12 protein-coding genes are annotated in these 14,656 nt (G+C 71.0%); 7 read left to right on the top strand and 5 right to left on the bottom strand.

Features of this window, described 5'->3' with window-relative positions; genetic code table 11:
- Genes pyrC through BLW27_RS06370 form a run of 3 tightly spaced genes read right to left on the bottom strand, consistent with a single transcriptional unit; the run spans position 1 to position 2,815 of the window.
- Positions 1–1,338, bottom strand: coding sequence for a dihydroorotase (pyrC, locus tag BLW27_RS06360; protein ID WP_089881066.1), 1,338 nt, complete (start codon positions 1,336–1,338; stop codon positions 1–3).
- A complete protein-coding gene (locus BLW27_RS06365) occupies positions 1,335–1,868 on the bottom strand; it encodes an aspartate carbamoyltransferase catalytic subunit (RefSeq protein ID WP_245710796.1) in 534 nt (177 codons plus the stop codon). Before BLW27_RS06365 ends, pyrC begins: the two co-directional genes overlap by 4 nt.
- On the bottom strand, positions 1,865–2,815 hold the full coding sequence (locus BLW27_RS06370) for an aspartate carbamoyltransferase catalytic subunit (RefSeq protein ID WP_089881070.1): 951 nt from the start codon (positions 2,813–2,815) through the stop codon (positions 1,865–1,867). Before BLW27_RS06370 ends, BLW27_RS06365 begins: the two co-directional genes overlap by 4 nt.
- A 98-nt stretch (positions 2,816–2,913) precedes the next feature.
- Between BLW27_RS06370 and BLW27_RS06375 the strand changes: the two genes are divergently transcribed.
- The 4 genes from BLW27_RS06375 (at position 2,914) to BLW27_RS06390 (ending at position 9,191) form a co-directional block, all read left to right on the top strand.
- On the top strand, positions 2,914–3,705 hold the full coding sequence (locus BLW27_RS06375; RefSeq protein ID WP_089881073.1) for a uracil-DNA glycosylase: 792 nt from the start codon (positions 2,914–2,916) through the stop codon (positions 3,703–3,705).
- Positions 3,706–3,708: 3 nt separating this feature from the next.
- Positions 3,709–4,251, top strand: coding sequence for a molybdenum cofactor biosynthesis protein B (gene moaB, locus BLW27_RS06380; RefSeq protein ID WP_089881076.1), 543 nt, complete (start codon positions 3,709–3,711; stop codon positions 4,249–4,251).
- 93 nt (positions 4,252–4,344) lie between these two features.
- Positions 4,345–5,796: an efflux RND transporter periplasmic adaptor subunit gene (locus BLW27_RS06385; protein ID WP_089881079.1), complete on the top strand. Its 1,452-nt coding sequence runs from the start codon at positions 4,345–4,347 to the stop codon at positions 5,794–5,796.
- Positions 5,796–9,191, top strand: a complete 3,396-nt coding sequence (locus tag BLW27_RS06390) for an efflux RND transporter permease subunit (protein WP_089881083.1) — start codon at positions 5,796–5,798, stop codon at positions 9,189–9,191. Before BLW27_RS06385 ends, BLW27_RS06390 begins: the two co-directional genes overlap by 1 nt.
- Before the next feature lie 7 nt (positions 9,192–9,198).
- Here the strand turns inward: BLW27_RS06390 and BLW27_RS06395 are convergent, their stop codons facing one another.
- On the bottom strand, positions 9,199–10,002 hold the full coding sequence (locus BLW27_RS06395) for a protein-disulfide reductase DsbD domain-containing protein (RefSeq protein ID WP_089881085.1): 804 nt from the start codon (positions 10,000–10,002) through the stop codon (positions 9,199–9,201).
- 130 nt (positions 10,003–10,132) lie between these two features.
- Here BLW27_RS06395 and BLW27_RS06400 point away from each other — a divergent pair, with 130 nt between their 5' ends.
- The gene (locus BLW27_RS06400; RefSeq protein ID WP_089881892.1) at positions 10,133–10,726 is read left to right on the top strand and encodes a YqgE/AlgH family protein; all 594 of its coding nucleotides are present in this window, start codon (positions 10,133–10,135) and stop codon (positions 10,724–10,726) included.
- 117 nt (positions 10,727–10,843) lie between these two features.
- Here the strand turns inward: BLW27_RS06400 and BLW27_RS06405 are convergent, their stop codons facing one another.
- Entirely contained in the window at positions 10,844–11,788 is a 945-nt protein-coding gene (locus BLW27_RS06405; protein WP_089881088.1) for an L-threonylcarbamoyladenylate synthase, read from the bottom strand.
- A 121-nt stretch (positions 11,789–11,909) separates the two neighbouring features.
- Between BLW27_RS06405 and BLW27_RS06410 the strand changes: the two genes are divergently transcribed.
- A complete protein-coding gene (locus BLW27_RS06410) occupies positions 11,910–13,610 on the top strand; it encodes an acyl-CoA dehydrogenase (protein WP_089881092.1) in 1,701 nt (566 codons plus the stop codon).
- Entirely contained in the window at positions 13,607–14,650 is a 1,044-nt protein-coding gene (locus BLW27_RS06415) for an MBL fold metallo-hydrolase (protein ID WP_089881095.1), read from the top strand. Before BLW27_RS06410 ends, BLW27_RS06415 begins: the two co-directional genes overlap by 4 nt.
- Positions 14,651–14,656 lie beyond the last annotated feature (6 nt).

Consider the following 14,656-nt stretch of genomic DNA (forward strand, 5'->3'; position numbering starts at 1 on the left):
TCAGCCTTCGTGCACGCGCCGGCCACCGACCCAGGTGCCCAGCACCCGGCCCTGCAGGCGCGCGCCGTCGAACGGCGTGTTCTTCGACTTCGACCGCAGCTTGAACCGGTCCAGCACAAGCGGCTTTTCCGGGTCGAACAGCACTAGGTCGGCGGGCGCGCCCTCGGCCATGCGGCCGCATTCCAGCCCCAGCAGTCGCGCCGGGTTCAGCGACAGCGCGCGGAACAGCGCCGGCAGGGTCAGATCCTCGGCGTGGTACAGCCGCAGCAGCACCGGCAGCATGGTTTCCAGCCCGACGGCGCCGCTGGCGGCTTCCTCGAAGGGCAGGCGCTTGGATTCCTCGTCCTGCGGCGTGTGGAAGCTGCCGATCACGTCGATCAGCCCGTCCCGCAGCGCCTCGATGATCGCCTGCCGGTCGTCCTCCGAGCGCAGCGGCGGCTTGACCTTGAAGAAGGTTCGGTAATCCGCGACGTCCATCTCGTTCAGCGTGAGGTGGTGCATCGAGGTGCCGGCGGTCATGCGCAGACCGTTGCGCTTGGCGCGCTCCAGCGCGGGCAGGGCGCGGGCGGTGGTAATCTGGTCGGCGTGGTAGCGCACGCCCGTCATCTCGACCAGCGCGATGTCGCGGTCCAGCCCCATCCGCTCGGCCATGGGGGACACCGAGGGCAGGCCCCGCAAGCTCGCGAACTTGCCCGAGGTGGCAGCGGCCCCGCGCGACAGGCCCGGGTCCTGCGGGTGGCCCATGACAAGCGCGCCGAGGCCCGCCGCGTAGGTCATGGCGCGCGCGGCGACGCGGGTATCGGCGATCACCGCGTCGCAATCGGTGAACGCCACCGCGCCCGCATCCATGAGAAAGCCGATCTCGGTCATCTCGCGGCCCTGCCGGCCCTTGGTCAGCGCCGCCATCGGCAGCACGTTCACCGGCGCCGCGGTCACCGCGCGGCGGCGGATGAATTCCAGCGCCTCGGGCGTGTCGATGCATTGCTCGGTGTCGGGCCGGGTGACGATCGTCGTCACGCCCCCTGCCGCCGCGGCCGCGCCGGCGGTGCCATAGCTTTCCTTGTGTCGCTCGCCCGGCTCGCCCACCTTGACGCCGATATCGACGATGCCGGGGGCAAGGCAGCGACCGCGCGCCTCGACCAGCCGATGTTCGCCAAGCCCGGCGACGATCTCGGCCACCGACTGCCCGGCGCCGTGGATCGCGGCGATGCGGCCGTCGCGGATCACCACGTGGCCCGCACGTTCCTCGCCGGCATCGGGGTCGATCAGACGGGCGTCCGCGATTACCGTGGCAACCGGCGACGCGCCGCCCGCGCGCGGGTCTTCGCCGTCGCTCATGCGGCGATCCAGACCATCACACCGACCAGCACGAACAGCACCAGCAGGGCGATGGCGGCGATGCGGCCGCTCATCGCCGCGTCCGAGGGCTTCGTGCCGCTGACGGTTCCGCGTGCCGCCTCGCTGTGCAGCGGGGCGCCGGCGGGCTCGGCGCGTTCCTCGCCGAAGGTGCCGATCCAGCGCAGCGGCGCGCGCACCTCCAGCGTCTGGGTCGTGCCGTCGAAGGCCTGCGACGGCAGCGCCACGACGACTCCTTCCAGCGCATCGACCCGGTCGCGCAGGCCGGCCAGCGACTCCTCGGTCACGCCGTGCGCCTCGCGCAGGTAGCGCGACAGGGGCATGTCGCCCAGATCCGCCACCCGCACCAGATCGACGAAGTCGGTGCGCAGCCGGTCCGCGCCCAGCGCGTCCCGCAACGGCCACGTATAGCCCTTCTGCGTGACGAAGCCCTCGGCCTCGTCCTCGGGCAGGTCGAGCGCGAAGAGCCGCAGCACGTCGCGTTCGGTTCCGCTGATCCGCATCTTGGTCATGCCATCACCTCCGAAGGTCGGGCGCGCAGGTTGCGCGCCAGCAGGTCCATTGCCGCCATCCGCACCGCGACGCCCATTTCCACCTGGTCCTGGATGACCGAGCGGTTGATGTCGTCAGCCAGCGTGCCGTCGATCTCGACCCCGCGGTTCATCGGGCCGGGATGCATCACGATGGCGTCGGGCGCGGCGTGGCTCAGTTTCTCGGCGTCCAGCCCGAAGCGGTGGTAGTATTCCCGCTCGGACGGGATGAAGCCGCCGTCCATCCGCTCCTTCTGCAGCCGAAGCATCATCACCACGTCGGCGCCCTTCAACCCCTCGCGCATGTCGGCGAAGACCTCGGCGCCGAAATCCTCGATCCCCGTGGGCATCAGCGTCTCGGGGCCGATCAGGCGGATGCGGTTCTCCATCTTGTGCAGCAGCAGCAGGTTCGACCGCGCCACGCGGCTATGCGCGATGTCGCCGCAGATCGCGATGGTCAGCCGGTGCAGCCGGCCCTTGGCGCGGCGGATCGTCAGCGCGTCCAGCAGCGCCTGCGTCGGGTGTTCGTGCCGTCCGTCGCCGGCGTTCAGCACGGCACAGTTCACCTTCTGCGCCAGCAGGTCCACCGCCCCGGAATGCGGATGCCGCACCACCAGAAGATCTGGGTGCATGGCGTTCAGCGTCAGCGCCGTGTCGATCAGCGTCTCGCCCTTCTTCACCGACGACGCCTGCATCGACATGTTCATCACGTCCGCGCCCAGCCGCTTGCCCGCCAGCTCGAAGCTCGCCTGCGTGCGGGTCGAGTTCTCGAAGAACATGTTGATCTGCGTCAGCCCGGCCAACGCGTTGGCGTGCTTGTCGCGGCCGCGGTTGAACCGCACGTATTGCTCGGCCAGGTCGAGGATCGTGGTGATCTCGTCCGGCCTCAGGGGTTCGATCCCAAGCAGGTGGCGGTGGTCGAAGCGCATGCGTCTCTCGCTCGTCGCGGTCCATCCGCTTGTAGGAAGCGCGCGCCGCCGGGGCAAGGCCGGTTCCCGCCGCCCGCGCGGCCGGATAGGATGGGCGCATGGATTCGGCACTGGATTGGCACGCCGCCCGCGCGGCGCTTGAATGGCAGCTCGAGATGGGCGTGGACGAGGCGTTGGCCGACGCGCCGGTCGACCGCTTCGCGGCCGAATCCGCGCGCGTGGCCGCACAGGCGCAGGCGGCCCCGACCACCGCCACCGCGCCCGCCGCACCGATGCGCGCCGAGGCCGTCGATCCCGTGGCCGAGGCCGAGGAAGCCGCCGCCGCCGCGCCCGACCTGGATGCGCTGCGCGACGCGATGGGCGCGTTCGACCACTGCGCGCTCAAGCGCGGCGCGCGCAACCTGGTGTTCTGCGACGGCACCCCCGGCGCCCGCGTGATGATCGTGGGCGAAGCGCCGGGCCGCGAAGAGGACATGCAGGGCAGGCCCTTCGTCGGGCAGGCTGGCCAGTTCCTCGACCGGATGCTCGCCGCCATCGGCCTGTCGCGCGCGGAATCCGTCTACATCACCAACGTGATGCCGTGGCGCCCGCCGCAGAACCGCGACCCCAAGCCCGACGAGATCGCCATGATGCAGCCCTTCCTGCGCCGCCACATCGCGCTGGCGAACCCGGACGTGCTGGTGATCATGGGCAACATCTCGGCCCAGGCGCTGCTGGGCAAGCGCGGCATCCTGCGCCTGCGCGGCCAGTGGGCCGAGGCCGAGGGCCGCCCGGCCCTGCCGATGACCCACCCCGCGTACCTGCTGCGCACCCCCGCCGCCAAGCGCGAGGCCTGGGCCGACCTGCTGTCGCTGCAGGCGAAGCTGCGCGAAACCGCCAACCAAGGATAGACCATGTCGAAGATTGACGAGAGCCGCGATTCCATCCCTGTGCGCATCGCTGTGCTGACGGTCTCGGACACGCGTACCGCCGGCAAAGACCGCTCCGGCGACACGCTGGTCGAGCGGCTGGAAGCGGCGGGCCACAGCCTCGCCGCGCGCGCCATCCTGCCTGACGAGCGCGATTTGATCGCGGGCAAGCTGCGCGAATGGATCGCCTCGCACGAGGTCGACGTGGTGATCTCGACCGGCGGCACCGGCCTTACGGGGCGTGACGTGACCGTCGAGGCGCACAGGGACGTCTACGAGAAGGAGATCGACGCCTTCGGCACGGTCTTCACGATGATCAGCTACGAGAAGATCGGCACCTCGGCCGTGCAAAGCCGGGCGACCGGCGGTGTGGCGGGCGGCACATACCTGTTCGCGCTGCCCGGCAGTCCGTCGGCCTGCCGCGACGCATGGGACCAGATCCTGGCGAAACAACTCGATTATCGCCACCGGCCCTGCAACTTCGTCGAGATCATGCCCCGCCTGGACGAACACCAGCGCCGCAAGTAGTCGCACCCGTCACGGCCTTGTGGCTTGGCACCGGGTGACGGGTCTATATCTGGGGAAGGGGCGGTCCGGATGCCGCCGCCACCGGAGACGTGGATGCGCTTTCTCGGCAAAAGCCTGCTGGGCCTCTTCCTGCTGTCCCTCACGCTGGGCCTGATCGTCTTCGCCGGCGTGCTGGTGCGCGACGCGGTGCAGGTGCGGTTGGCCGACGAACGCCCCGCGCCAGAGCCGAGCGAGCGGGTCTTCGCGGTCTCGGCCGTGACCGTGACGCCATCGACCGAAACCCCGGTCCTGACGGCCTTCGGCGACGTGCAGAGCCGCCGCACGCTGGAACTGCGCAGCGCCGCGCCCGGTCGGATCATCGAACTGGCGCCCGACTTCGTCGAGGGCGGCCGCGTCGCCGAAGGACAGCTTTTGGCCCGCATCGACCCCACCGAGTCCGAGGCCGCGCTGGCCCGCTCCGAAAGCGACCTGATCGACGCCCGCGCCGAACTGCGCGAGGCCGAGCGCGCGATCGAGCTGGCCCGTGACGAGCTGACCTTCGCCCGCGACCAGGTGGGCCTGCGCGAGGCGGCGCTGCAGCGCCAGCGTGACCTGATCGAGCGCAACGTCGGCACCGCCGCCGCGCTGGAAGCCGCCGAACTGGCGCTGTCCACGGCGCAGCAGGCGGTGCTGTCGCGCCGGCAGGCCGTCGCCTCGGCCGAGGCGCGCATCGATCAGGCGACGACCGCGCTTTCTCGGGCAGAGATCGCCCGCGACGAGACCGCGCGCGGCGTGGCCGACACCGAAATCCGCGCCGCCTTCGCCGGCCGCCTGTCCGATGTCTCGGTGGTCGAGGGGCGGCTGGCTTCCGCGAACGAGCAGCTGGCCCGGCTGGTCGACCCCGACGCGCTCGAGGTCGCGTTCCAGGTTTCGACCACGCAATATTTGCGGCTGCTGGACGATGGCGGCCTGCGGCAGGCCGACGCCACCGTGACGCTGGGCACGGGCGAGGACGCCGTGACCACGGCCGCCCGCCTAACGCGCGAGGGCGCTGCGGTGGGCGAAGGCCAGGTTGGCCGGCGGCTGTTCGCCGAGCTGCGCGACGCGCAGGGCTTTCGCCCCGGCGACTTCGTGATGGTCACCGTGTCCGAACCGCCGCTGGAGGGCGTCGCGCGCCTGCCCGCCACTGCGATCGACGCAGCCGGAACCGTGCTGGTGGTGTCCGACGATGACCGCCTGCGCCCCGTCCCGGTGACCGTCCTGCGCCGGCAGGGCGACGACGTGCTGATCGCGGCAGGCGACCTTGCGGGCGCACAGGTGGTGGCGCAACGCACGCCGCTGCTGGGCGAGGGCATCAAGGTCCGGATCATGCAGGGCCCGGACGCGCGCGCCACCGGCGACGGCATGGTGGCGCTGGACGATACCCGTCGTGCCGACCTGCGCGCGATCGTCGAGATGGACACCGCGCTGCCCGACGCGGCACGGGAGCGAATCCTGGCACAGCTTGACGCGCCGCAGGTGCCCGCCGCCGTAATCGCCCGTATCGAAGCGCGGGCCGACGGCTGATGGCGCGCGCGATCCCCGAAAACGCGCGCGGCATCCTGGGCTACTTCGTCCGCCACCGGACACTGGCCAACCTGCTGCTGGTCCTGCTGGTCGCCGCCGGCTTGTTCGCCGCGCCGAACATGCGCGCGCAATTCTTCCCCGACGTGATCGTGGACGAGATCGACGTGTCCGTCCGCTGGGACGGCGCAGGCGCCGAGGACGTGGATGCCGCCATCGTGCAGGTGCTGGAACCTGCGCTGCTTGCGGTGGACGGCGTCGAGGCGACGCAGGCGCGATCGCGCGAAGGCTCGGCCAGCATCGAGCTGGAGTTCGAACCGGGCTGGGACATGGCCCGCGCCGAGGCCGACGTGCAGGCCGCCGTCGACGGCGTCACCAACCTGCCCGACGAGGCCGAGGAGCCGTCGGTCCGGCGCAGCTACTGGCGCGACCGGGTGACCGACGTGGTCATCACCGGCCCGGTGGGCACCGACCAGCTGGCGCGCTTCGCCGACGAGTTCACAGCGAGATTGTTCGCCGAGGGCGTCACCCGCACCACGATCCGCGGCCTTGCGGCGCCCCGCATCATGGTCGAGGCCCCGGTGGCCAGCCTGATCGAACACGACGTGACTCTGCGCGAGATCGCCATCGCCATCGCGGCGCAGGTCGACGCCGATCCGGCCGGCGACGTGGCGGGCGCCGACGCCCGCGTCCGCACCGGGGTCGAAAGGCGCAGCGCGCAGGAAATCTCCGCCATCGCGCTGCGCTCGGACCCCGACGGGACGACGCTGACCGTGGGCGACGTGGCGACCATCACCACCGAAGGCGTCGACCGCGAACGCAGCTACTTCGTCGGAGACAATCCGGCCATGTCGGTCCGCGTCGACCGCTCCGACCAGGGCGACGCCATCGCCATCCAGAAACAGGTTCAATCCGTCGCCGCCGACTTCGCCACCACCTTGCCCGTGGGCGTGTCGGTCGAGTTGATCCGCACGCGCGCCGACGCGATCTCGGCCCGGCTCGAGATCCTGCTGGACAACGGGTTGATGGGGCTGGGGCTGGTGCTGGCGCTGCTGTTCCTTTTCCTGAACGCGCGCACCGCCTTCTGGGTGGCGGCCGGCATCCCCACGGCGATGCTGGCCGCGATCGCGTTGATGTACCTGGGCGGGCTCACCTTCAACATGATCTCGCTCTTCGCATTGATCATCACGCTGGGCATCGTGGTGGACGACGCCATCGTCGTGGGCGAACACACCGACGCGCTGGCGCGCCGCGGGTTGTCGCCCTTCGAGGCGGCCGAGGGCGCGGCCCACCGCATGGCGCTGCCGGTCTTCTCGGCCACGCTGACCACCGTGATCGCCTTCTTCGGGCTGGTCATCATCGGCGGGCAGTTCGGCACGCTGATCGCCGACATCCCCTTCACGGTGATTGCGGTGCTGCTGGCCAGCCTGGTGGAATGCTTCCTGATCCTGCCCAACCACATGGCACACGCGGTGGCCAGTTCCGCCAGGGCGCGCTGGTACGACGCGCCGTCGCGCGCGGTGAACCGCGGCTTCGAATGGGTGCGCGACCGGCTGTTCCGGCCGATGATGGCCGGTGTGATCGCGGCGCGCTACGTGGTGCTGGCGGCCGTTCTGGTGGCGCTGGCCAGCCAGGTCGCGCTGCTGGTGCGCGGCGACGTGCAATGGCGGTTCTTCAACGCGCCCGAACAGGCCTCGGTCTCGGGCAATTTCGCGATGGCGCCGGGCGCCACGCGCGCCGACACGCTGGCGCAGATGCGCCTGCTGCAGAAGGCGACGGACGAACTGGCGGCGGAATACGAGGCCGAGCACGGCACCAACCCGCTGGTTCACGTCATGGCCGAGATCGGCGGCAATTCAGGCCGTGGCCTGTCGGGCACCGACGGCAAGGACCCCGACCAGCTGGGTGCCATCTCGATCGAGCTGATCGGCTCGGACGAGCGGCCCTATTCCAGCTTCGCCTTCGTCGGCGACTTGCAGGACCGGGTCGAACGTCACCCGATGGCCGAGACGATCAGCTTCCGCGGCTGGCGGTCCGGGCCCGGCGGCGATGCGCTGGACGTGCAGTTCCACGGCGCCGACGCGGCCACGCTGAAGGCCGCGTCGCTCGACCTGCAGGCCGCGCTTTCGCGCTTCCCAGAGATCTCGGCGCTCGAGGACACGCTGGCCTACGACAAGGAGGAGCTGATCCTCGACCTGACGCCGCGCGGCCTGGCGCTGGGCTTCGACATCGACGGGCTGGGCGCCGTGCTGCGCGACCGCCTGGGCGGGATCGAGGCGGCCAGCTTCCCCGTCGGTCCGCGCTCGGCCACCATCCGCGTGGCTCTGCCCGAGGGCGCGCTGACCGCCGACTTCCTCGAGCGGATGCAGCTGCGCACACCCCAGGGCGTCTACGTCCCGCTGGCCGACATCGTCAGCGTCGAAAGCCGCACCGGCTTTTCCACCGTCCGGCGCGAGAACGGCATCCGGACGGTCTCGGTGCTGGGCGACCTGTCCGAGGACGACCCCGCCCGCGCGGCCGAGATCATGCAGGCGCTGGAAACCGACATCCTGCCCGCCATCGCCGCCGAACGTCAGGTCGAGTACCGCCTCGCCGGCCTGTCCGAGCAGGAGGACGCGTTCCTGTCCGACGCCCTCAACGGCCTGATCCTGGTGCTGCTGGGCATCTACCTCGTGCTGGCCTGGGTCTTTGCCAGCTGGTCGCGGCCGCTGGTGGTGATGGCGATCATCCCCTTCGGCCTCGTGGGCACGATCTGGGGCCACGCGCTGTGGGAGGTGCCGCTGTCGATGTTCACGGTGGTCGGCCTGCTGGGCATGACCGGGATCATCATCAACGACTCGATCGTGCTGGTGACGCAGATCGACGAATACGCGGCCGAGCGAGGGTTGATCCCGTCGATCATCGACGGGGCGGCCGATAGGCTGCGGGCGGTGTTCCTGACCACGGCCACGACCGTGCTGGGGCTCGCGCCGCTGCTCTACGAAGGCTCGGCCGACGCGCAGTTCCTCAAGCCCACGGTGATCACGCTGGTCTACGGGCTGGGCTTCGGCATGGTGCTGGTGTTGCTGGTGGTGCCCGCGCTGGTGGCGGTCCAGCACGACGTGTCGTCGCGCCTGCGCGCCCTGCGGCGGGGCCTGCGCTTCCGCCGGGGCGGAATGCGCGCGCTGCTGCTGGGTGGCGTGGCAGCGATGCTGGGTTGGCTGGGCCTCACGATGGGCCACGTGGCGATCACCGGCGCGCTGCCCGCCGTGCTGGCCGCGATCGTGCCCGCCGAGCTGTCGCCGCTGCCCGCGTCCTTCGCGCTGTTCGCCGGCGGCGTGGCCGTCGCGATGGTGCCGCTTTACGCGCTGGGCGCCACGATCCTGTGGGTCGGGCACCGCGCCGCGCGGCAAGCCTGATCCGGCGTCAGCCCGAGCAGCCCATCACGTCGATCGCCTGCCCGTCGCGCAGCACGGTGATGCGCACGGCCGAGCGGTCGACCGCGAACGCGCCGCCGTCGATGTGGCGCATCTCGGCTTCGGCCACCAGCGCACCGTCTTCCCACCGGCTCTCGGGCTCGGCGACCCACACTTCGGGGTCGGCGGTCTCGATCACCGTCTCGACCGCGCCGCCGGGACGCGGCACGTCCAGCGTCGCGCGCAGCGCGATGCCCCCGCGCACAGGCGCCACGCTGCACCGCACCTGGCGAACGCCGGCCTCGGCATGGGTCAGCGGCTGGTCGGCCAGCGCCGCGGCGATGCGTGGATCCGGGGCGCGCGCCGCCGCCGGCAGGGTGGCCGAGACGCGAACCTCGTGCGGCATGCAGATGTCCTTGCAGATGCCCAGCTCGACCGTGCCCGCAAGCTGCGCATCGGCGTCGGCGTCGCGCAGCCGCACCCGCAGAGGCAGGACGACCTCGTTCCTGTAGCCGACCGAGCGCAGGCCCGACTGGTGGAACACGTAAGGCGTGGGCCAGATCACCGACACGCCCGCGACCTCGGGGCCCGAGCCGGACCAGCGGAACAGCGGCGGGATGCCGGCGGCCCCGGGGCTGCGCCAGTAGGTCTTCCACCCGGGCGCGAGGCGAAGATGCAGCGCGGCCATGTGGCTGCCGTCGGGCAGCCGCCAGCCGGGCCGCAATTCGGCCGAAACCACGGAATCCAGCGACTCCGCCCGAAGCGGCAGGGCGGTCAGGGCAAGGCACAGGGCAAGGGAGATGAGGCGAAGCATGGTCCCCAGATGCAGGCGGGGGATTGAAATGAAAAGTCACTTTGCAGCGATGAGGCAAAGCGCGGCCTGGCCGCGGCGTCATGGCGACACCCCCTTGCACAGCCCCCCCGGCGTCGCCATTCTTTTTCCGATGACCCAACCCGAAGCCACCAAAAAGGGCGCCGAGCCCGCCATGCTGACCGGGCGGATGCTGATCGCCATGCCGGGCATGGGCGATCCGCGTTTCGAACACGCGGTCGTGCTGCTCTGCGAACATTCGGCCGAGGGCGCGATGGGCCTTATGGTCAACAAGGCCAACATCGATCTCGACATGCCGACGCTGCTGGCGCAGCTCGACATCGACGCCTCGGCAGACCTGTCCAGCCGCCCGGTGCATTTCGGCGGCCCGGTCGAGCTGGGCCGTGGATTCGTGCTGCATTCGGCGGATTATGCGACCGAAAGCGCGACGCTCGAGGTCACGGGCGATCTGCACATGACCGCCACGCTGGACGTGCTGGAAGATATCGGTCATGGGCGCGGGCCATCGGCCTGGATGATGGCGCTGGGCTATGCCGGATGGGGGCCGGGCCAGCTCGAGGCCGAGCTGATGCAGAACGCCTGGCTGGTCTGCGACGGCTCGAACCGGCTGATCTTCGATCTGCCGAACGCCGAGAAGTGGGAAGCCGCGCTCGAGACGCTGGGGGTCGCGGCGCTGGCGCTGTCGTCCGAGGGCGGGCGCGCTTAGACTCTTCCGAGGGCGAACGCGCCTGGAATCTACCGAGGGCGGACGCGCGTACAGGCTAACGGGAGCGTACGCGTGCAGGATTCTCCGGAGGGCAGGCGCACAGGTCCGAAGGCGCGCCTACCTGTCGGCGGCGGCGCGGCTCAGCCGGTCGTTGATTGCCACGCCCAGCCCCAGGTGCGGGATCGGCGAGATCGCGATGACGTCGGGATTCTCCACGTCCAGCCGGTGCAGGTACTCGAACAGGTTCGCCGCCGCCTCGGTCAGGTCGCCGTTTGGCGAAAGGTTCAGGTCGCTTTCCACGTCGCCGAAGCCCAGCCGCGCCTCGCCCGCGTGCCACTCGGCCGCGTTCAGGCGCACCCGCGCGCCCGGCGCGTAATGCGACCGCAACTGACCGGGGGCCGAGATCGCCTCGCCCTTGCGCGCGGCGGGGCGCCGGCCCAGCACCTCGGCCAGTGCGTCCTCGGTGATGCCTCCGGGGCGCAGCAGGGTCGGCCGGCCCGCCAGCCCCAGGATCGTCGATTCGACGCCCACGGTGCAGCGCCCGCCGTCGATCACCGCCGCCACGCGGTTTCCCAGCCCCCGCACCACGTGCTCGGCCGAGGTGGGGCTCATTTTGCCCGAGGGGTTGGCCGAGGGCGCCGCGATCGGCCGGCCGGCCGCGCGCAGCACGTCGCGCGCCACGGGGGCTGCGGGCACCCGCACCGCCAGCGTGTCCAGCCCCGCGGTCGCCAGCTTTGAGATCCGCGCCTCGGGCCGCATCGGCAGGACCAGCGTCAGCGGGCCGGGCCAGAACGCCTCGGCCACGGCCTGCGCCACGCCGGACCATTCCACCAGCGCCTGCACCGCCTCGATGTCCGGCAGGTGCACGATCAGCGGGTTGAAGCGTGGCCGCCCCTTGGCGTCGAAGATCGACGCCACCGCCCGGTCGTTGCCGGCATCGGCGCCAAGCCCGTAGACGGTCTCTGTCGGGAAGGCGACAAGCTGCCCGGCGCGCAGCATCCGGCCGGCCTCGGCAAGGCCGGCCTCGTCGGCACACAGGATCTGGGTGACGGGTCCGGCCAAGGGCGCGCTCCGGTTTTCGTGACGCCGCGTTTTGTTTGCAGGCGGGCGACGTCGTCATAGCATTGCAATGCCGTGCTTTGCTATCAATCCGGTCAAGTCTTGCCAAGACGATGGAGCCTCTATGCCCTACCGCGCGCCGCTCGAGTCCTTCCAGCTGATCCTCGACCACGTCGTCGGCTACGACGATGTCGCCCGCACCGGCCGCTTCGCCGAGGCGGGCTCCGAGACCGTGCAGGCCGTCATGGCCGAGGCCGGCCGCCTGTGCGAGGACGTGATCGCGCCCACCAACCGCGTGGGCGACCAGAACCCGGCGGTGCTGGAAAACGGCGTCGTGCGCACGGCGCCGGGGTTCAAGGATGCCTACCGCGCCATCGCCGAGGGCGGCTGGGTCAGCTCGTCCGCCGATCCGGCGCATGGCGGCATGGGCCTGCCGATCACGCTGACGACGGCGGTGAACGAGATGATGAGCGCCGCCAACATGTCCTTGCAGACCGGCACGCTGATGACGCAGGGCCAGATCGAGGCACTTGAGCATCACGCCTCCGACGCGATCAAGGACCTGTACCTGCCCAGGCTGATCTCGGGCGAGTGGGCCGGCACGATGAACCTGACCGAACCGCAGGCGGGCTCGGACGTGGGCGCGCTCAGCACCAGGGCCGAAGACAACGGCGACGGCACCTACGCCATCACCGGCCAAAAGATCTACATCACCTGGGGCGACCACGACATGGCGGACAATGTCTGCCACCTAGTGCTGGCGCGCATCCCCGGCGCGCCCGCGGGCACCAAGGGCATCAGCCTGTTCCTCGTCCCGAAGTTCATTCCCGACGCCGACGGCAACCCGGGTACGCGCAACGATCTGCGCGTCGTCAGCCTGGAAAAGAAGATGGGCACCCATGGCTGCCCCACCTGCGTCATGAGCTATGAGGGCGCGACTGGTTGGCTGGTCGGGCCGGAACAGGGCGGCATGCGCGCCATGTTCACCATGATGAACAACGCGCGGCTCGGCGTCGGCGCGCAGGGCGTCGGCGTGGCCGAGGCCGCGGCGCAGGCCGCCATCGCCTGGGCGGCCGAGCGCAAGCAGGGCAAGTCGCCCACCGGCACGATCGACGGGCACGCCGACGTGCGCCGCATGCTGGCCGAGATGCGGGCCGAGACCTTCACCGCCCGCTCGATCGCGTTGGCCTGCGCCGTCGCCATCGACATGCAGACCGCCACCGGCGATGCGGAATGGGCCGCGCGCGCGGCGCTGCTGACGCCCATCGCCAAGGCCTTCGGCACCGACACCGGCATCGCCGTCAGCCAGCTGGGCATCCAGGTGCACGGCGGCATGGGCTATATCGAGGAGACCGGCGCGGCCCAGTTCCTGCGCGACGTGCGCGTCACCGCGATCTACGAGGGCACCAACGGCATCCAGGCGATGGACCTCGTCGGCCGCAAGCTGGCCGACGGGGGCGAGGCCGCCTTCGCCCTGCTGGACGAGATCGAGGCCTGCGCCGAATCGGTGCGCCACGACCACCCGACGCTGGCCGAACCCGTCTGGCAGGCGGCCGAAACCCTGCGCGAGACGACCGAGGCGCTGGTCGCCCGCGATGCCGCCGACCGGCAGGCCGGTGCGGTGGCCTACCTGCGCGCCTTCGCCCGCGTGCTGGGGGGATACTTCCATCTCAAGGCCGCGATGGCGCGCCCCGACGGCCCCGAGGCGCGGCTCGCCGCCTTCTACATCACCCGCATGCTGCCCGAGCACACCGGCCTCTGCGCCCAGGCGCGCGCCGCGTCCGACACGGTCATGGCCCTGTCGCCCGACGATCTCGCCGCATGATGGACGGCGGCACCGTTCCGATCCGCTACCCGTGGGACACGCCGCCCGCCGAGGGCGAGGCGGTCGAGGTCGCGCCGGGTGTGCTGTGGCTGCGCCTGCCGCTGCCGATGAAGCTGGACCACGTCAACGTCTACGCGCTGGACGAGGGTGACAGCTGGACCATCGTCGACACCGGCTTTTCCACCCGCCGCAGCCGCGCGATCTGGGACAGGCTCCTGTCCGGCCCGCTGGCGGGCAAGCCCGTGGGCCGGGTGATCGTCACCCATCACCATCCCGACCACGTCGGCCTTGCCGGCTGGTTCCAGTCCGAGCACGGCGCCGAGCTTGTCACCACGCGCACCGCGTGGCTGTTCGCGCGGATGCTGACGCTGGACGCGCAGGACCGCCCCGCGCCCGAAACCGTCGCCTTCTGGAAGCGCTGCGGCATGGACGCCGGTATCCTCGCGCAACGGCTCGACGAGCGGCCCTTCAACTTCGCCGACGTCGTCTGGCCGATGCCGCTGGGCTTCTCGCGCATCCGGCAGGGCGACACGATCCGCATGGGCGGGCGCACATGGGACGTGCACATGGGCAATGGCCACGCCCCCGAACACGCCACGTTCTGGAGCCGCGACTGCAATCTCGTCCTTGCGGGCGACCAGATGCTGCCCTCGATCAGTTCCAACATCGGCGTCTACGCGACCGAGCCCGAGGCCGATCCGGTGGCCGACTGGCTGGAAGCGTGCGAGCGGCTGGCCACGCTCGCGCGCGACGACCAGCTTGTGCTGGGCGGGCACAAGCTGCCCTTCACCGGCCTGCCCGCGCGCATGGGCCAGTTGATCGACAACCACCACGGCGCGCTCGCCCGCCTGCACGCGCACCTGTCGCAGCCGCGCACCGCCGGCGAGTGCTTCGCCCCGCTGTTCAAGCGCCGCATCGGCGCGGCCGAGTACGGGCTGGCGATGGTCGAAGCCGTCGCGCATTGCCTGCACCTGTGGCACGAGGGCCGCGCCCGCCGCACCGAGGGCGCGGACGGCGCCTGGCTGTTCGAGGCGATCTGATGGCAC

The organism is Citreimonas salinaria (assembly GCF_900107235.1).
GTDB classification, from domain to species: Bacteria; Pseudomonadota; Alphaproteobacteria; order Rhodobacterales; family Rhodobacteraceae; genus Citreimonas; species Citreimonas salinaria.